This window comes from Hydrogenophaga sp. PBL-H3 (assembly GCF_010104355.1).
In the GTDB taxonomy this organism is placed as follows: Bacteria; Pseudomonadota; Gammaproteobacteria; order Burkholderiales; family Burkholderiaceae_C; genus Hydrogenophaga.
The window spans coordinates 129,869-147,988 of record NZ_CP044973.1; the positions used below are offsets into that span (position 1 = coordinate 129,869).

General features: G+C 63.2%; 13 protein-coding genes and 3 pseudogenes. 2 read left to right on the forward strand and 14 right to left on the reverse strand.

Features of this window, described 5'->3' with window-relative positions; translation table 11 throughout:
- Nucleotides 1-125: 125 nt before the first annotated feature.
- The 14 genes and pseudogenes from F9Z44_RS21190 to F9Z44_RS21255 form a co-directional block, all read right to left on the reverse strand.
- Nucleotides 126-1,673 (reverse strand): annotated as a pseudogene (locus F9Z44_RS21190) (Tn3 family transposase); the annotation flags it as partial.
- 29 nt (nt 1,674-1,702) lie between these two features.
- A pseudogene (locus tag F9Z44_RS21195) lies at nt 1,703-3,264 on the reverse strand (IS3 family transposase).
- A gap of 64 nt (nt 3,265-3,328) precedes the next feature.
- A pseudogene (locus tag F9Z44_RS23285) lies at nt 3,329-4,747 on the reverse strand (DUF4158 domain-containing protein); the annotation flags it as partial.
- A 525-nt stretch (nt 4,748-5,272) separates the two neighbouring features.
- Nucleotides 5,273-6,745, reverse strand: coding sequence for an FAD/NAD(P)-binding protein (locus F9Z44_RS21205; protein WP_159608951.1), 1,473 nt, complete (start codon nt 6,743-6,745; stop codon nt 5,273-5,275).
- The gene (locus F9Z44_RS21210; RefSeq protein WP_159608952.1) at nt 6,742-7,710 is read right to left on the reverse strand and encodes a PDR/VanB family oxidoreductase; all 969 of its coding nucleotides are present in this window, start codon (nt 7,708-7,710) and stop codon (nt 6,742-6,744) included. Before F9Z44_RS21210 ends, F9Z44_RS21205 begins: the two co-directional genes overlap by 4 nt.
- 8 nt (nt 7,711-7,718) lie before the next feature.
- Nucleotides 7,719-9,011: a TRAP transporter large permease gene (locus F9Z44_RS21215; RefSeq protein WP_159608953.1), complete on the reverse strand. Its 1,293-nt coding sequence runs from the start codon at nt 9,009-9,011 to the stop codon at nt 7,719-7,721.
- Nucleotides 9,004-9,588, reverse strand: coding sequence for a TRAP transporter small permease (locus F9Z44_RS21220; protein ID WP_159608954.1), 585 nt, complete (start codon nt 9,586-9,588; stop codon nt 9,004-9,006). The genes F9Z44_RS21215 and F9Z44_RS21220 overlap by 8 nt, the downstream gene beginning before the upstream one ends.
- Nucleotides 9,589-9,628: 40 nt before the next feature.
- Nucleotides 9,629-10,648, reverse strand: coding sequence for a TRAP transporter substrate-binding protein (locus F9Z44_RS21225; protein WP_159608955.1), 1,020 nt, complete (start codon nt 10,646-10,648; stop codon nt 9,629-9,631).
- A 77-nt stretch (nt 10,649-10,725) separates the two neighbouring features.
- A complete protein-coding gene (gene dmpG / locus F9Z44_RS21230) occupies nt 10,726-11,742 on the reverse strand; it encodes a 4-hydroxy-2-oxovalerate aldolase (RefSeq protein WP_159608956.1) in 1,017 nt (338 codons plus the stop codon).
- Between the two features lie 18 nt (nt 11,743-11,760).
- Nucleotides 11,761-12,654, reverse strand: coding sequence for an acetaldehyde dehydrogenase (acetylating) (locus tag F9Z44_RS21235; RefSeq protein WP_236574445.1), 894 nt, complete (start codon nt 12,652-12,654; stop codon nt 11,761-11,763).
- Nucleotides 12,655-12,676: 22 nt separating this feature from the next.
- Nucleotides 12,677-13,135, reverse strand: coding sequence for a nuclear transport factor 2 family protein (locus F9Z44_RS21240; protein ID WP_159608957.1), 459 nt, complete (start codon nt 13,133-13,135; stop codon nt 12,677-12,679).
- Between the two features lie 34 nt (nt 13,136-13,169).
- Nucleotides 13,170-14,396, reverse strand: a complete 1,227-nt coding sequence (locus tag F9Z44_RS21245; RefSeq protein ID WP_159608958.1) for an aromatic ring-hydroxylating oxygenase subunit alpha — start codon at nt 14,394-14,396, stop codon at nt 13,170-13,172.
- 27 nt (nt 14,397-14,423) lie between these two features.
- Entirely contained in the window at nt 14,424-15,263 is an 840-nt protein-coding gene (locus F9Z44_RS21250; protein ID WP_159608959.1) for an IclR family transcriptional regulator, read from the reverse strand.
- A 505-nt stretch (nt 15,264-15,768) separates the two neighbouring features.
- On the reverse strand, nt 15,769-16,896 hold the full coding sequence (locus F9Z44_RS21255) for a YeiH family protein (RefSeq protein WP_159608960.1): 1,128 nt from the start codon (nt 16,894-16,896) through the stop codon (nt 15,769-15,771).
- Between the two features lie 30 nt (nt 16,897-16,926).
- On the opposite strand from F9Z44_RS21255, the gene F9Z44_RS21260 reads away from it, so the two are divergent.
- A complete protein-coding gene (locus F9Z44_RS21260; RefSeq protein WP_159608961.1) occupies nt 16,927-17,853 on the forward strand; it encodes a LysR family transcriptional regulator in 927 nt (308 codons plus the stop codon).
- Nucleotides 17,854-17,886: 33 nt separating this feature from the next.
- Nucleotides 17,887-18,102 carry an NAD(P)-dependent oxidoreductase gene (locus F9Z44_RS21265; protein ID WP_268894236.1) on the forward strand — a complete coding sequence of 72 codons (216 nt, stop codon included), beginning with the start codon at nt 17,887-17,889 and terminating at the stop codon, nt 18,100-18,102.
- Nucleotides 18,103-18,120: the final 18 nt, after the last annotated feature.

Consider the following 18,120-nt stretch of genomic DNA (forward strand, 5'->3'; position numbering starts at 1 on the left):
CCAAGATCAGAAAGTAACTTTTAAAGGGACCAAATCAGATCTTTTGCCGCGTTGAAAACCCATACGAGGGTCGGCCGTGATTCCTGAAAAATCCGCAGAAACGACCCTAAGTCGTTGTCACGCTCCTAGAATTTGATCTTGTAGTCGATGGGATCGACCGGCCTGGACAGATCCAGCGTGTAGTCTCCGTAGCGGTTGATGTGCGTGGTCCGGTACGGCGACAGTGCCTTCAGCACTGGCTCGCCCACCTGGTAGCCCTGGCCCTGCAATTCTTTGAGCTTGCGCGACATCCACTGCACGTTGTGAAGGATCACCATGTTGGCCACCAACTGGCTGTACTTGATAACCTTGCGCTGCTCGTGACGCAGGTTCTCAGCAATGATCCCCTCCCCTCCGAAGAACAGCCACTTCACGAAGTTGTTGAACTCCTCGCTCTTGTTGGTCGCGGCATGTATCGAGCGGCGCAACTCCACGTCGTTGATGTAGTTGAGCAGGAACATCGTACGGATCACCCGGCCGAGTTCCCTGAAGGCGAAGTAGAGCTTGTTCTTGCGACTGAAGGTGCCCAGGCGGCGTAGGATCATTGACGGGGTAATCTTGCCGAGCTTTATCGACACGGCCACGCGCAGCATGTCCCGGTAGTGCAAGGCCAGCAAGTCCCAGTCGATAGTGCCGCGGAAGAGGCTCTGGATGTGCTCGTATAAGGCGCTTGTCTCACCCTTGAAAAAAACAAGTTCCTTGATGTTGCGAATCCGAGGCATCAGTTTGATGCCCAGCAAGTGGGCCAGTCCGAACACTGGGGCGCTCTGGGCCTGCGTGTCGCCGTGCACGGTGTCGGGCTGGATGTCGGACTCGTTCTTGACCAGGCCATCGAGGATGTAGACCGCTTCGTAAACACCGCAAGGTATGAAGTTGCCGAATAGCGCGATGTACATGTCCGACACATGGTAGTAGCCGATGCCGCCGTAGCCCCCATAGCGCAGGTGGTACTCGGACATCAGGTTCTGCTCGTACACATTCCATTTGGTGCCGTCGGCCGAAGCACTCTTGCCCGTGCCCCAGTATTGCGGCAGCGAGAAGCGGTTGTAGGCATTGATCACCTTAAAAATCGCCTTGTCCAGACGTTCTTCGGTCACATGGTGCAGGTTGAGCCAGGCCACCTGCTTCCTGGACAAGCCCTTGACCGACAACGCAGTCTGAGTTGGCCCCAGATTGCAGCCATAGCAGAACAAGGTGGTCAGGAAGCGTTTGCGTGGGTCGTCGACCTTGCTCTCGAAGCCGGAGAGTGGCCCGAAGAGCTTGTGCAGATCGAGCCAGCGCTCCGTTTCCGTCAGCACATCCAGGATGCTGGTGGTGGCCATCGAGTTCGTGACGGCCTGGTCGACCTCGGGCAAGCCTTCCGGCGGCGGCGCGCGGTCGGTGCGCCGGATCAGCAGCCCGCTCTCGGTGATGTCCACATGCTCGTTGTCCGGAAATCTATCGTCCACCTTTTGCGACACGTCCTGCAACTGCTGCTTGAGCAACGCAACCAAGGCGTCACCGTCGGCCGGCAGACCCACCATCGCGCTGTAGTCGCCCACCTCGATCTCGAACTGCTCCCAACTCACCAGGTGGTCACGATAGTCATCAAATTTGTCGCTATTCTGAACGTAGAGGTCGCCAGACTTCAGTTCGGCGCGTGTCAAGGTAGTTGTCGCCTGATTTATGCAGCCAAGGGCTGTTTAAGGTCTGCTTTCATGTGGTCCGCGACGACCGAGTCGCGTTCGGGGTTGAGGGTAACTGCGCCGATAGGCGACCAGTCGCGCGTGGTGCCGGACCAGCGCGCTGGGTTGCGCTCACGGGCCTTGAGGTACAGCTCGTGTCGAGCAGCCAGGATGGCCTGATCTGCGCCGCAATGGCGCTGACCAGGGGTGACGTAGCGGATGCCGCTGTGTCGGTGCTCATCGTTGTACCAACGCACGAATTCCGCGGCCCAGGTCCGAGCGGCGTCGAGGTCGGCGAAGCCCTTCGCAGGGAACTCAGGGCGGTACTTGGCGGTGCGGAACAACGACTCCGCATAGGCGTTGTCGTCGCTCACGCGAGGCCTCGAATACGACGGCTTGACGCCCAGCCAGTACAGCATCCCCAGCACCGTGGTGGCCTTCAGCGTGGCGCCGTTGTCGCCGTGCAGCACGGGCTTGGTCAGCATCGTGGCGATGCCCTCGGCCAGCGCGGTGCGCCGCACCAGGTGAGCCGCGTGCACGGAGTCGTCCGTGGCGTGCACTTCCCAGCCGACGATCTTGCGGCTGTACAGGTCCAGGATCAGGTACAGGTGGAACCACATGCCGATCACCGCAGCCGGCAGATAGGTCATGTCCCAGCACCACACCTGTCGCGGCGCAGTAGCCACATGCGTGGTCGGCGGTCGGACTGTGCGGGGCTTCTTGGCGCGACCCCGGTGCGCCGCCTGCCCCTCGTCGCGCAGCACGCGGCTGAAGGTGGACTCGCTGGCCAGGTACACGCCGTCGTCAGCCAGCATGGGCACGATGCGTGCCGGCGGCACGGCTGCGAAGCGCGGCTCATTGGCCACCCGGACGATCTCAGCGCGCTCGCTGTCGCTCAGGGCATGGCTGGGCAGCGGGCGCACCGCGTGAGGCCTGCGATCACCCGCTGTGAGGCCTTCTTGCGCCTTCCAGCGCTGCAGGGTGCGAAGGTCGATGCCGACGACCTCGCAAGCCTGGTGCAGCCGTGCGCCTGCGGCATGCGCAACACCGATTTCTTGGGACAGGCATTGGCGATCCTCGAGGCCGATCATTCGTCCTCTCCCCTGCTGAAGATCGCCTGCACTTTTTTTGACAGCACCAGCAGCGCTGCCGTCTCCGCCAGGGCGCGGTCCTTGCGCAGCAACTCGCGCTCGAGTTCCTTGATGCGCTTGCGGTCGGCCCGCGTGGCCTGCGGGCTGGCTCGCAGTTCCTCGGGCGCGGCCAGCGCCGTCGTGGCACTTGCGCGCCACTTCGCCAGATCCTGTGGGTACACACCGTGCGAGCGACACCACGCGCTCAATTCGGCCTCGTTCATCGCCGCCGTGGTCACCACCGCCTCAAGCCGGCCGGCCGCGGTCCAGGCCCGCCCTCGGGCGGGCCTGGACCGCGCCTGCTCGCGCCAGCGCTCCAAGGTGCCTGCAGCGATCCCAATCTCCCGCGCAACCACGTCGATCGCTGCGCTCTCCGGCGGCAGCAACCGCGCTACCGCTCTGTCTTTGAATGTCTGTCCGTATCGAGCCAAGTTTGTCCTTCATCGCCGCCCCCGGGGTTGATCTATGGAGGCGACAACTATTCTGACGCGGGGGGAGTTCCTCCATCACATGCGTGAACACGCACAGCTCCAAGTATTTTCGGTGGACCAAACCGGAAGATGCATCGTTGCCCTCGATCAGCGCACGCCACTTCTTGTCGGTCAGCCAATCCAGTTCGACGACGCCGAAGCCGGCATCGGCGCGCACATGCTCCTTGTGGCTGGTGCGGAACTGGGTGATCCAGGCAATGGCGCGCAACAGACTTTCATCGGGTGACGAGGACTTCAACAGCATTGCGTCCAGGCACTGGAAAAGCAAGGCGCGTTTGCTGCGGTATGGCTGCAGCATGAACGGGTAATAGTTGTTCCCGGCGAACGCCATGTGCTCGTCGCAGCGCTCAATCCAGGTGGTTGGGTCATCGCCCAGGACGCCTCGCATCTTCTCGATCCGTTCGGGGTCGCTTCCATCGTCATCGAACGCGGTCAACACCTCGCGGAATTGGGCGATCAAGGCCTCGCCCTGCTCGACGTGCTCCAGCTGATATTCCTTCAGCCGCTCGCGCGCGACGTTGTGCATATTGCGGACCGAGCGGATGAAGATCTCTGCGATGTCGTCCACCGCCTTCTGCAACTGGGCGTGAATCAACAGGACGGCCAGCGCATAGCGTTTGATGGGCTTGAGGGCCATCATCTCGCGCACGTTCAAGGCCCGGGCTTCGAGCACGAATTGAGTGCGCTTGGACACGGGAACATCTTCAGGCTGGGGCAGGCCGTCGGCCAGCTTTCGCACCACCTCGATGTGCGTCAGAAAGCTCGCCACCTCACGCACATTGGGCTGCTTGGGTTCACGCTTGAGCTGCTCCCATTGGCTGCGGCCGGCGCGGGTGGTGAACAGATGGTCGATCTGCCCACGCTGCTTGTCATTGAGAGCGGACGCGATCCGGCGCTGAATCTCATCGTTGACTTTGGTTCTGACCCGGGCCGCGGCGCGGGACAAGGTGACGAAGCCGGGTAGCTCATAGCGGTGATGGAGCAACTCCTCCAGCAGCACGTTGATGATGTCCGGTAGTTCCTGCTTGGTCTGGGCCGCCTTGACGGCTTGCTCCTCCAGCCAAGCCTGCCCTTCAACACCCAGAACACGCAGCCCCACGTATTCGCGCAGCAGGCGCTGATGGATCGACTTGCTGCCGGACTTGTCGTAGGTCTTCAGCGCATCGGGAGAGAAGGCTGGAATGCGCATCCGCTTGCAGATGTGCCGGACGATGACCTCCGGCACATCAACCATCATGGCGAAGTAGCCCAGACGCTGCAGCACCTTGAGCTGGATGGTGAGCAGTGCCTGAGTGGTCACGCGCCGATAGGCCTCGGCGATGAAGCGCCGCTCGTGCAAAGTTGGCGTGAACAGCGCGAGAAGGTCCTTCTCGACAACGTCGTCACGCAGCTGTGGATAGGCGGTTTCGTTGATGCTGCTCATCGGGCCAGATCCTTGATGGGGTCGGCTTCAAGCCGAATTCCAGTTGGATCGTGGCGCCAAGACTGCCCCCCTCAATCCGTTGATTGCGCCAGATGGTAGTCAAAAACGTCGTTATTGGCGACGGTCTCAGAGACGCTTTGATTGGCAAGCGTCCTTGGCCCCGGGGAGTGCAGGCGTTCGCCAAGACCTGAATCCTTGCCATGATCTGTATGAAATGGAAGCGCTCAACGGTGTGGGCCTGACGCACCACTCGGCAGCCACGACCGCTGCCCTTTTTGCAGCCGCTGCGGGCCGACCGCATCCTGCTGGCGGAAGTGCGTTGTCTGTTCAGGGGTGATCTCAATTTCGGTGCAGAAAGCCAGGTTAGCCGGCGAGGGTTAACCCGGCTTTCTGCACCGAAATTGAGATCACCCCAAACTTACGAGAGGTCCCAGAGATAGAGGTGTTTTCGACTTCGGTCGATCGCGTCCTCCGAGCAAGACTGCTGGAAGCCGCGCCAACGCTTACTGTCAGTTTTCAACGCACTCACGGGGTGCCGAGCGTTTCGTGCATGCTTGGCAGCGCACGGCGAATCCGCATCGCGATGAAGGGCGCGCCGACCTGATCGCCAAACGCGCCGTTCGTTGGCGGCCCGATGATCCGAAGCCCATCGTGCACACGACCGTCGGCGCCAATGGCGCGGCACCCGGCATCCACCGCCAGGCCGACGCCGGTTGCGTCGACACTGACCAGTCCCTGGCGCAGCAACGCGGCGAGCACCGGGTTGTCTCTGGCGCCGGCAGCGGCGTCCAGGCCGGTGCAGTTGATCACGGCGTCGAAGGACGCGACCCGCTCGCTCGGTCCACCCCGGTCTTGCAGCACCACGCGGATGCAGCCGTCGGGTTCCTGGGCGACCGAGCGGATGCGCGTGGTCTGGAACACGACGCGTCCACGGGCCTCGGCTGCGCGCACCAAGGCCTCGTTCTGCGGCGGCGAGCGGAACCGGTACGCCTCCCACCAGGGGCGAAGGCGCTTTACAAATCGGATCTTTTCGCGCAGCGGCAGCGTCGGCCAGACCTGCCAGAAAACGTCGCGCAGTTCGTCGTAGGGTGTGTACCAGAGATCGCCGGTCGCTTCGATCTCGCGGATGCGCTCACGAAGGGCGCGCAACAAGCGGCGCAGCGTGGGCGGGTTGCCGGCCGCCAGAATGAACGGCGCGACCGGTCCTTCGACGCGGGCCAGCAATTCGCTCACGGAGATCTTGCGCTGCGTGGGGGAGGGGGGTCGCTGGGGTGACGGTCGAAGCCCTCGCCGGGACACCGCGGTGATCACACCCTCGTGGCCCGAACGGAGCAGGGTGGACAGGATGTCGAGCGCGGTGAGCCCGGTGCCCAGCACGAGCACCCGCGCGGACTTGGGGATGGCGCGCACGCGTTCAAGGTCGCTCGGCAGCGTGACCACCGCGGCACTGGCGCTCACGCGCGCGTCGAACTCGGCGGGCAAACGCGGCAAGGCATTGCCCGTGGCGACGATGAGCATGTCCGAGCTCAGCACCCGACCGCCCTGCGTTCGCACCTCCATCGTTCCACCGGCTGCCGATGCGTCAGTCACGACGTCCTGCAGGTGATGGATCGTGGAGCCGGTCGGCCACGCTGCATGGGCACGGACGGTGTCGGCGACGAAGGCGCCGAAGTCCTTGCGGCGCATGAACAGGCTGCCACCCGGCGCGACAGCGCCGGGGTCTTGGTGCAGGAGGCCGCGCTCGGTGCACCAGCGGCTGAAGCTTTCAGGGTCCTCCGGATCGACGAAGTGCTGGAACGTCGTGCCGTTCAAGCGGTGATCGGGATCGTCGGCCGAATGCGCCAGGCCGCCACCCACCTCGGGCCGTGGCTCGACGATGGTGATCGCCAGCGGCACGGGGCTGGTGCGGACGAGCTGCACCGCGGCACTGGCGCCGCTGAATCCACCGCCGATGATGGTGACGCACCGCGGCGGCAAGGTGTTGCTCGCGTTGTTCACAGATCGAGCACCAGCATGGCCGACTTCGCGCGCGACACGCAGACCATCATTGATCGACCTTCATCGCGCTCTTCATCCGACAGCACGTAGTCGAGATGCTCGATCTCGCCGTCGCACACCGTGCACTCGCAACTCCTGCACACCCCGGCCCGGCAGGCGAAAGGCACCGTCAGGCCGCTCTCTTCGAGAACCTCCAGAATGCTCTTATCCCGCGGCACCGACAGCGACAGGCCGCTCTTGCGCAGCTGCAGTTCGAACCCGCCGGCAGGCGCTGCGGCACGGGCCGATTCGACCGGCGCGCTGAAGTATTCGAAGTGCACCCGTGAGGACGCAAGGTGCGCCGAATGGATTTGCACCGCGCCGATCAGCGGTTGCGGGCCGCAGCAGTACACGTGCTCGTCCTCCCCCACTGCGGCGAGCACCTCGCGCACGTCGAGCACGCCGCCGTGCAGATCGTCAAAGTGGAAGCGCACGCGCTCGCCGTAAGCTTGCAGCGTTTCATAGAACGCGGCGCGTTGGCCGTTTCGCGCGGCATAGACCAGCCGCCAGTGCCGGCCCTGGGCTTTGCACCAGTGGATCATCGCCATGATCGGCGTGATACCGATGCCACCGGCGACGAAGAGATAGCGACCCGCGGTCTGGTCGAGCGCGAAGTTGTTGCGCGGCGCGCCCACCGACAGCGTCATGGCGCACCGCACGGCCTGGTGCAGGTAAGACGATCCGCCCCGGCTGTTGGGCGCGCGCCCGACGCCGACCACGTAGCGATCACGCTCTCGCCAGTCGTTGGTCAGCGAGTAGTGGCGCACGAGCCCGTTGGGCAGGCTCACCTCCAGGTGGGCGCCCGGTTCGAACGGCGGCAACGGCGAGCGGTCTGTAGCGCGCAGTTCGATCAGGACCACGTCACGCGCTTCGGCCTGGACGTCCGTGACTTCCAGCGACAGGCGCTCGTGAGAAGAAGATGACATGGCCATCTCTACTTCACGAAGCTCGGCAACCAGGTCGCGAGCTGTGGAAACACGAGCAGGATCAGCGGCAACAGGCACAGCACCACGACGAAGGGCATCACTCCGCGGAACAGGGCGGTGGTCTTCACCTGCGGCAGTAGGTTGCGCACCACGAAGATGTTCATGCCCACGGGCGGGCTGACCATCCCCAGCATCACGACGCTGACGATGATGACGCCGAACCAGACCGGATCAAAACCGAGCTTGACGATCAGCGGAAAGAACACGGGCACGGTCAGCAGGATCATGGACACCTCCTCCATGGCCGCGCCCAGCACGATGTAGATCGCCAGGATCGTGAGCATGGCCGTGAGCGGCGAGACGCCTGTTGCCGTGACGATGTCGACGAGGTCCGAGGGCAGGGACGTGTAGTTGATGAAGTTGGCAAAGATCAGCGCACCGATCAGCAGCATGAACATCATGGCCGTGGTGCGGGCACTTTCCGTCACCACCTCGACCAGCACCGACCAGCTCAGGACACGCCGGGACAGGGCCAGGATCAGGCCACCGGTGGCACCAATGGCCGCGCCCTCGGTGGCCGTGAACAAGCCGCCGTAGATGCCGCCCATGACGACCAGGAACAGCACCATCACAGGCCACACCTTGTAGGCCGCTTTCAGGCGCTCAGGCCAGCTGGAGCGCGCACCGGACGGGCACGCCGCCGGATTGAAACGGCTGGTGACATAGATCGCGATGCAGAACAGAACCACCGCGAGCAACCCCGGCAACAGGCCGGCCGCGAACAGCTTGCCGATGCTGGTTTCGGTCATGATGCCGTACAGCACCATGATGACCGACGGGGGAATCAGGATGCCCAAGGTGCCCCCCGCGGCAATCGTTCCGGCGGCCATGCTGTCTTGGTAGTTGAATTTCATCATCGGCTGGTAGGCGACGCGCGCGAAGGTGGCCGAGGTGGCCACCGACGAGCCGCAGATGGCGCCAAACCCGGCGCAGGCGGCCACGGTCGACATGGCCAGCCCACCACGCAGATGGCCCAGGAACGCATAGGCTGCGTCGAACAACTCCTCCGTCAGCCGGGCGCGCGAGACCAGATTGCCCATCAGGATGAACAGCGGAATGACCGACAGCGCGTACTGCATGCCGGTTTCGTACGCCAGCTGCGCGACCATCGCGCTGGACGCCGCGAAGTTCACTTTGTAGGCGAATCCGACAAAGCCCACGAGCCCCATGGCGAATGCGAGCGGCACCCGAAGGAACGCCAGTGCCAGGAAAATACCCAGCCCCATCAGACCTTCAAACATAGCTCACTCCTTCGCTGTCGCTTGAGTCTTCGGCGTCCGAGAACGCATTGGCCAAAGCGGCGACCGCCGACAGCATCAAGAGCACGCTCAGGCCATAGGCGACGGGATAGACCACGATGCCCAGCGTCGCCGTCGTCTCGCCGGCTGCACGGATGTTCTCGGCTTGCAGCCACATCCTGTAGCCCAGAAAGCCGCAGCAGAGGGCGACCATCACGGCAACGATGACGCGCTGCACGGTTCGAAGCCACCGGGATTTGAACAAGCCATCGAGCAGATCGATCGTCACGTGCTCTCGCCTGAGCGTGACCTGCGGCAAGGCCATGAAGATGAGCGATGCGAGCAGCAACTCCGTGATCTCCAGCGCACCCGGCACGGGTTTCGACAGGAAGTAGCGCCCGATGACGTCCGCCGTCGTCAGCGCCATGATCGTGAGCAGGGTCACGGTCACGATCACGGACGTCAGCGAGGCAGCGGCTTGGGCGAAGCGCTGCGCGCTCAGGCCGGACGGGCGAGCGGCGTTGCCGTCACTGCGCGCAGCGGACGCTGCGCGCAGGAGGGTGGTTGAGGTGGTGCTCATGGTGCATCTCGCGTCGGTCGATGGCGTCTGTTTCAACGGCCTACTTGCGCGATTCCGCGGCGATCTCATCCCGCATCTCCTTCAGGACTGCGGCGCCATCCACGTTCTTCGCTTTGACCGAAGACGCCCAATCCGTCTCCAAGTGTTCGATCTTCTTTTTGATATCCGCAATCAGCGCGGGGGAGGCCGTGGTGACCTTGATGCCGGCCTGCTGCATCGCCGCGAGCCCTTTGGCGTCGGCCTCATCCCAAGCCTTGCCCGCACGCCGCGCGAGCGGTTCGCCGAACAGGGCTTGCATGGCCGTCTGATCCGCCTTGGAGATCTGCGCCCACTTGGCCGGGTTCATGATCACGGCGAAGCTCACGTTGTACAGCCCGCCCGGAACGCTCAAGGTGTCCGAGAACAGCGGGATCAGTTTCAGCGAAAACGCCGTTTCCCTCGGGAACACGAAGCCATCGATGATGCCGCCCGACATCAGTTCGTAGACCTCGGGGGCCGCCTTCAACATGCCGGTGGCGCCCAAGGCCTTGAACACGTCGTTCACCAGGCCGCCCCCGGTTCGGATCTTGAGGCCCCGCAGATCGTCGAGGGTTTTGATCGGGCGCTTCGTGTAGAGCTGGCCCGGGCCGTGGGTGGTGACCGCCAGGACTTTCACGCCCTTGTACTCATCGGCCTTCCCGAAGTATTTGTCGTAGACCCGTTGATACGCCACCGACGTGGCCTCGGCTGTGTCGCCGAGAAACGGAAACTCGGCGACCTTGGCGAGCTGAAAGCGGCCCGGCGTGTAGCCCTCGACAATGAGCGCCAGGTCGGCCACGCCGTCCTTGATGGCGTCAAACGTCTGGGGCGCCGCCACAACGGCTTTGGGCAGCACGTTGCACTTCACCCGTCCGGACGTCACCGTGTTGATGTCCGCGCACAGCGGCAGGATGATCCCCGCCGCGGTGACATGGGTCTGCGGCAACCAGAGATTGGTATTGAGCGTGACCTGCGCGAAGGCGGGAGCCGCCACCGCCGCCGCCACACACATCAGCATCTTCACCGTCTTCATCGTGTTCATGTTTGTCTCCATGGCGAGGCGCTCCAGCTTCGTGGGCGGCCTGGCGGTTAAGTTGATTTCCGACGCGACCTTCTTCCTCACGCAGCCATGCGGGCCTTCTCACCCAGTTTTTTGGCTTCCGCGACCACGATGTCTTCCTGCGCATTGACGACTTTCATTTCACCGAGGCGCAGAACAAGATCGCGAGCGTCGCAGCCGTACTCCGCTGCCGCGTGTCGCACGGGCAGGATGTAGCCGCCGTAGACGTTGGCGTAGCCCATCAGGATCGAGTCGTTGTCGATCACCGGCATGGGGTGCGGTGCCACCTGGTCACCGAACACCTTGGCCGCGTCCAGAATGCCGAACAGGTCGGTGCGCAAGGTATGACCGGCGCGCTGGAGCGCGGCGACAACCACTTCCGTCTGCGCGTTCCCGGCGCCGCCACCGAAGCCCTTCAAGCTGCCATCGATGAAGGTGGCGCCTTCGTCGATGGCCGCGAGGATGTTGCCGATGGCCAGGCCCAGGTTGTTGTGCGGATGGAAGCCGATCGGGATCTTGACGGCCTTGCGGACCGCGGCGATCCGGCGCGCCACTTCGCTGGGCACCAGGTGGCCTTGCGATTCGGCCAGGTTGATGTACTGCGCGCCGTACGACTCCATCTTCGCGGCCTCTTCGGCCAGGCGTTCGGGTGTCGTCATGCCGATCGACACCAGGTACCCGACCGTGAAAAAGCCCAGGTCGTTCGACCGCCGGATGTGCTGTTCCGTCACGTTCGCTTCGGTGCAGTGCGATGCCACGCGAGCGACCTTCACGCCCAGTTCGGCGCACATCTCCAGATCGCCGAAGGTGCCAAAGCCTGGAATCATGATGACCCCGATCCTGGCGTTCTTGGCGGCCGACACCGCGGCGGCCACGAGTTCGCGGTCGGAGGCCGGCGACTGGCCGACGTGCAGGCAGCTGCCGCCCAGGCCATCGCCATGTCCGACCTCGATGATGTCGACGCCGGCCGCGTCCAGGGCGGCGGTGGTCCTGGCCACGATTTCAGGTGTGAACTGATGGCGGTAGGTGTGGTTGCCATCCCGAAGGGTCACGTCGACGAGTGAAATATTTGCCATGGTGTTGTGCTCCGTTGGTCAGTGCTGGGCGCTGGCGGCGTACCGTTCCAGGATCGCGACCGCAGCGGCGTTGATGATGTCGAGGTTGCCCGCGTACGTCGGCAGGTAGTCACCCGCGCCGGTGATCTCGACGCTGACCATGAAGTGGTCTCCGCGACGAAAGGGCGGCACGGTCACCTGGTAGCCGGGCACGTAGGCACGCACCCGTTCGGCCATCTCCATCACCGAATCGCGCACGGCCACTTCGTCCACCTCGTCGTCGAACTGGACATAGACGGTGTTGCGCATGCTGATGGGCGGCTCGGCCGGATTGAAGATGACCATGGCCTTGCCTTGCCGGGCGCCACCCACCTGCACGATGGCCTTCTCGGTCGTGGTCTTGAACTCTTCGATGTTCTGCCGCGCAGCAAGACCCGCGCCGTTGCTCGCGATGGTGGCGATGATCTCCGCGTACTTCACCGGGGCCACGCGGCTGAAGCCGAACACCAGCGGGATCGTCGCTTGCGCCGCGCACGAGATCAGGTTGACGTTGGGCTCGTCCATGGCCGTTTCGATGTTGACGCACGGCACAACACTGGGGCCGAGTTTCGCGGGCGTCAAGTCGACGATACGAAGGCCTGCCTTGCGCAGCCGGGGTGCATGCTCGAGATGGGCACGGGCTCCGGTGGCATCCAGCACCACGTCGATGTCACCGCATTCCAGAATGCCGTCAGCACCCGCGGCCGACGTGTCGATCCCCAGCTCTCTGGCGCGCGCCAACCCATCGGATTGGGGGTCGATGCCGGCCACCATGCGAAGGTTGAGCGAGGGGCTGCGCCGGACCTTGTAGATCAGGTCGGTGCCGATGTTCCCGGAGCCGAGGATGCCGATGTTCAGCCGGTCCTTGGTGGGCGATTTCTGTGTGTTCATCATGGTTGTCTCCTTCTTTCTCTGCTCAGATGGGTGTGTGAATGCCGGGGCCGAGGACGCGCGTGTCGAGGTTGACCTCGCGCGCCGCCAACGCCGGGCCCGAAGCACCGACCACGATCTGGTCGATGTACCGGCCCGCGAGGAGGACGCGCGACTCGCCCTCGGGGTTCGTGTGGATGACGGTCAGCTGTGACGTCACCGTGGCATGGTTGTCGCCCTGCGGCACCACATCGCAGACGATGGCCTGGCGGTTGAAGCGGCCCTTCAGCCGGATGTGTTTTGGGAGCATCTTGATGAGCCCCTCGTAGCCCTCGCGGTTGTGCTCGAGCCACACCATGTCCTTGCCGAGTTCCGGGCTGAAGGTGGTCACCCGGTAGGTGAATTCTTCGGTGCAGCCGTTGAGAAATTCGCCGTAATTCTCTGCATCCAGAGCCAGGCAGGTGCGCCCGATCAGCATGCGCACCGATTCGATTGAGTTCGTCATGGGGTTCTCCAAAAGTCCATGGGGATGGACAAAATCATGCGGCCCGTGCGAACACGCTGTTCTGGTGCGAAGGGGCCAGTTCTTCGAGCGGATTCGATGCCGCTCGGCCCATGCGATCGCCCCACACGCGGTAGTAGCAGCGCATGATTTCGTCGTCCTGGGCCAGCAGGTTTTCGTGGCGTGCGAAGAGACCAAATGGCGACGCCCCGTGGCGCACGGAGTTGTTCACGGCCTCCACGAAGATCACGTCTTCCGGGAGATTGCGGCCGAGAGGGCCCCACAACTGGTTGTGTTGATTCCGCCTTTTCGCGCGGTCCGATTCGGACTCCCCCTTGACGCCCACGCCGCGCTGCTCCAGCAGCGTCAGACCCGGGGCCAACGGTGTGGTCGTGTCGATCCGGATGCTGGTCGCCCGGATGATGATGGACGTGTTCGGGAACAGATCGACGACGCGGAACTCGCCCGGTGTGAGCCCCGGCAGTTCGAGCGACTCGCGCGCTTCCCAGCCGGAATAGTTTTCGTACGCGACGCGAAACGGCTCCAACGAACCATGGCCGTTGGGGTGGATCTTCCACTTTCTTTCGTGGTATCCCTTGGCCGCGATGCTGGTCGCGCGGTTCACCGTATGGCCCCACTCGTGATAGAGTTCCATATTGGTTTCCTGCCACTGTTTCCAGTTGGCCGACACGACGACCTGGTGGTAGTGAAACACCTCAAGCGGCACCGTGCCCATCGGCTCTTCGAGGCAGTCCATGATGTCGCCGACATAGGTATCGAAGTCTTCCGCCTCATCGGAGAGGTTAACGAAAACCATGCCGAGCTTGACGGCGGTGGCGACCGAACGCAAACCGCAGGCATCCTTCTTGACGCAGGCTTCTTCGTAGCCTTCGGGCCGGGTGATGGAGATGCACTCGCCGGACTGGTTGAAGGACCAGAGGTGGAAGAAGCACGTCAGCGCCTTGGCGTTGCCGCGCGGGCCGGTGACGAGCGATGCGCCGCGGTGTGGGCAGGCATTGACGAAGGTTCGGATCTCGCCATCGTTGCCGCGCAGGATCACGATCGGAATACCCGCCACGTTGGAAGTCCGGTAATCCCCGGCGTTGGCAATCTCGCTCTCATGGCACGCGAACTTCCAGCACTCGCCGAAGATCGCCTCGCGCTCCTTGGCGAGGATCGACGGGTCTGTGTAGATTTTTGTGCTGACGTAGTGGTCGCTGGGAACGTTGAGGGGTTTGAGCCACTGGGTTGCGGTTCTTGGCATCGGGTTCTCCTTATGGGTGGGGCGGAATCAGACGGCGACGGGGCCGCGTGAACTGAACATGTAATGAACCGCGCGCAGCGAAGGGGCGCTGTGTGTCAGCAGCGCCGCGGCATTGGCCAGCGCTGCGCCCAGTTCGGCATCCGCGCTTTCAACGATGGCGTCGCTGCGGCCGACCATCGCAATACACCCGATGACGCGGCCCAGGTACTTCACCGGCGCGGCGATGGCCGTCATGCCGACAAAGGCGTCGTCCCTCGCCATCGCATACCCGCGCTGGTTGACCTCGACCAGGTGTTGCTCCAGCTTGGCCGGATCGGTGATCGTGAGGGGGGTTGCAGCCTGATAGGGACCGTCTCCCAGTAGCGCAAGGCGCTCGTCTGCCGGCAGCGATGCGAGAAGAACTTTTCCGGACGCGGAACCATGCAAGGGACTGCGCAGCCAGGTGTCGTAGTACGGGACCAAGGGATGCGCCCCGCGCACCGTCTCGATCGTCACGCGCTGGCTGCCGATGAACAGCACCAGGCTGCAACTCTCTCCGGTGTTGTTGCGCAGCGAAGTCAACAGTGGCAATGCTTCACGGCCGAGTTCCTTGAGCGGGTGGCTCATGCCAAAGGGAGACAGCGCACGTGGCCCCGCCATGTATCGGCGGCTCTGGTTGTCGCGGACGATGTAGCCGCGCTCGATCAACGGCTGGATCAGCCGGTGGGCTGTTGAACTGTCGACGCCGGCGCCAATTGAAATGTCCGAGAGACCTTGGGGCGTCGGGGACTCCACGAGCAATTCGATGATGCGAATTCCCTTGGTCAGTGAGCCGGAAGCCGAGCTGGCCTCGTCGGTATTGCGGTCGGGTTTGGATGCTTTTGCCATGAGTTCATTCTATATACGGATGATTTTATGGCAATAGCAAATTTATCATCGTAAACCCTGACATAAGAAAATTCTCTATTGCCACTACATCGGTTGTTCTTGCGCGATCGCGCGGGCTTGTCAAGGCTTCGGAGGCCTCGAAACGCAAGCGTCGCAGCGCACTGACCGGGGCGCAATTGCCCCTGCATGGAACGCGCGCTTCCGGAAAACCCGTTTGAGACGGACCGGCAGACGGGGCATCGCCCACACTTGAATGAAGCCGCACTCGAGCGGTCACCGGTCCTGGACGGAGAGATCGGAAGGGGTACCCATGGGCATGCCGACCGTCTGGGTCTGGCCGCGTTTCAAGGGGCAGGCTGTCAACAACCACATCTTCAGATGCCTCCCCCAAAAAATTGAGGCCCCTCAAAACCCGATCGATTGCCGTCGGGCAGCGAGATGCGACAACCGCGTAACAGGACTTTTTTTGCATGGCCCCGGAGTCAGGCGAACACGGGGAACCGGCTCACGGCCGCAGATAAATTGCAGCCAGCACGAAGCCGGCCATCCACAGCGTCTCGACCAACAACAACACAAAGGGCTGCCAGCCTGAGCGGGCCAGTTGGCCGAACGACGTCTTGATACCCAAGGCCGCGATAGCGACCACAAGACACGCACGCGACACGTCGTTGAGGCCCGCCTGTACGGCTGCGGGCACACCGCCAACGGAGTTGATGATGACCAGTGCCACGAACACCCAAAGAAACCACGGCACCAGCGCCTGCCTGGGTGTAACGGTACCGTCTTCAGCCTGCTCACGCTCCTTCTTGAACAGACTGGACGCCGCCACCACCACCACGGCCAGCATGGAAACACGGAACAGCTTGACGATGGTGGCGTAGTCGCCAGTCTCCGGGCTCAGCATGTACCCTGCGCCGACGACCTGCGCAACATCGTGGATCGTTCCACCGAGAAACAGCCCGGCCAGCTCGGGCGGCAGGTGCAGCAATCTGGCCACCAGCGGATAGATCACCATCGCCAGTGTGGACAGCACAGTCACGGTCACCACGACCATCAGGGTGAAGCGTTCACTGTCCTTGTTCCGTGGCAGGACCGCCGAGATTGCAAGAGCAGCAGACGCACCGCAAATGGCGACGGAGCCGCCAGAAAGCACAGATTGGGACCGGTTCATACCCAAATAGCGGCCCAGCAGCACCCCGCACAGCAACGTGGTCACGACTGCGACGATGACAATGGCCGCCGTGCTCCAGCCCAGGCCCACGATCTGGCTCGCCGTGATCCGCGCACCGAGCAAGCCAACGCCCACCCGAAGCACGGTACGCGAGCAAAACTCGATGCCGGGCCTGGTCTTGGGGTCATGGCTGAGATAGTGAAAAGCCACGCCAAAGAACAGCGCATACAGGAATTGGGGTCCGCCGTGCAAGGTGGACACCAGCGTGGCGGCCATCGCCATCACGCAAGTCAGGCCCGCGCCAGGGAGAAGTTGCAGCAGGTGCGGCGACCCGGCGGGCTGGGCCGCGTCCGCGACCGACGTGGACGAGAAAAAATTGAACACAGGCAAAACCTCTTCCGACCAGGGGGTGCGCAGGGGAGGGTCGTTCCCCCCATGAATTTGATAATAGGCAAAAGTCATAAAGTAAAAAATCAGATAATATTTCTAAGAATGATCGATAAATCAAATCAACCTTCGTTCCAGCGCCTGCGCCTGAACCTGCGTCAGCTGGAGGTCTTTCTGGCCACGGCGCGCGGCGGCAGCACACGTGCTGCGGCCGACCGCATCGCACGCTCACAATCAGCGGCCAGCACCTCGCTGGCGGATCTGGAAGCTGCATTGGGTGTTGAACTGTTTGATCGCATCGGCCGGCGCCTGCAACTCAATGAGAACGGGCGCGCGCTGCTACCCAAGGCCCAGGTCGTCGTCGACCAGGCGACCGAATTGCAGGCCCTGTTCATGGACGAGCACGCCGCACCTTTGCGGGTGGCTGCCAGCTTTACGATCGGCGAGTACCTGTTGCCCGGCCTGGTGTCACGGTGGACGCAACTGCACCCCAAGAGCAAGATTCATCTGCGCATTGGCAACACCAGTGACGTCATAGAAGCGGTAGCCGCCCTGGATGTCGACATCGGCTTCGTCGAGGGGTCTCAGACGCATGCCGACCTGGTCGTGCAGCCATGGCGGGATGACGAGATGGTGATCCTCGCTGCGCCGGGCCATCCCCTGGCGAATCGCTGCGCGACGCCTCACCAGTTGGCCCAGGCTACCTGGGTGGTGCGGGAGCACGGCTCCGGCACACGCCAGATCACGGACGAATGGTTGCTCAAAAACCTTGAGCAGGTGCGCATCGGCTTCGAACTGGGCAGCAACGAAGCGATCAAGCGCGTGGTGGCGGCAGGCGATGGTCTTGGCTGCCTTTCTCGCTACGCCGTAGAGCAAAGCGTGGCAGACGGGCACCTGATCGAGCTGCAAACACGCCTGCCCAAGGCAAGCCGAAAGCTCGCCATCGTGCTGCACCGTGAAAAGAAGCTGGGCCGTGCGACCAAGGACTTTCTGGCGCACTGCAGTGCCGCCGGGCAACGCAGTGCCAGTTGAACTGCCGACATCGAACGGAATGCCCTACCACTCTTGAGTGGGCGTCTGGCGGCAGCGGCTCTGGACGTGTTTGAGAGGGAACCGCACATCCAGCAGGCGTTGCTGCAAGCACCGCGCGTCGTGCTAACGCCCCACATCGCCAGCGCCACGCCTGGCAGCCGGTTAGCGACACTCTGTCAAGCTGCGGACAACGTCCTGATAGGACTCGACGGCAGGAGGCCACCGAACGCACTGGCACCCCGAGGATGAACAAAGAACGGAACCGTC

Coding starts and splice junctions, on each gene's coding strand:
- F9Z44_RS21235 (WP_236574445.1), bottom strand. CDS start 12,654: ATGATGAACACACAGAAATCGCCCACCAAGGACCGGCTGAACATCGGC.
- F9Z44_RS21210 (WP_159608952.1), bottom strand. CDS start 7,710: ATGTCATCTTCTTCTCACGAGCGCCTGTCGCTGGAAGTCACGGACGTC.
- F9Z44_RS21250 (WP_159608959.1), bottom strand. CDS start 15,263: ATGGCAAAAGCATCCAAACCCGACCGCAATACCGACGAGGCCAGCTCG.
- F9Z44_RS21220 (WP_159608954.1), bottom strand. CDS start 9,588: ATGAGCACCACCTCAACCACCCTCCTGCGCGCAGCGTCCGCTGCGCGC.
- F9Z44_RS21215 (WP_159608953.1), bottom strand. CDS start 9,011: ATGTTTGAAGGTCTGATGGGGCTGGGTATTTTCCTGGCACTGGCGTTC.
- F9Z44_RS21255 (WP_159608960.1), bottom strand. CDS start 16,896: ATGACTTTTGCCTATTATCAAATTCATGGGGGGAACGACCCTCCCCTG.
- F9Z44_RS21240 (WP_159608957.1), bottom strand. CDS start 13,135: ATGACGAACTCAATCGAATCGGTGCGCATGCTGATCGGGCGCACCTGC.
- F9Z44_RS21260 (WP_159608961.1), top strand. CDS start 16,927: ATGATCGATAAATCAAATCAACCTTCGTTCCAGCGCCTGCGCCTGAAC.
- F9Z44_RS21245 (WP_159608958.1), bottom strand. CDS start 14,396: ATGCCAAGAACCGCAACCCAGTGGCTCAAACCCCTCAACGTTCCCAGC.
- dmpG (WP_159608956.1), bottom strand. CDS start 11,742: ATGGCAAATATTTCACTCGTCGACGTGACCCTTCGGGATGGCAACCAC.
- F9Z44_RS21225 (WP_159608955.1), bottom strand. CDS start 10,648: ATGAACACGATGAAGACGGTGAAGATGCTGATGTGTGTGGCGGCGGCG.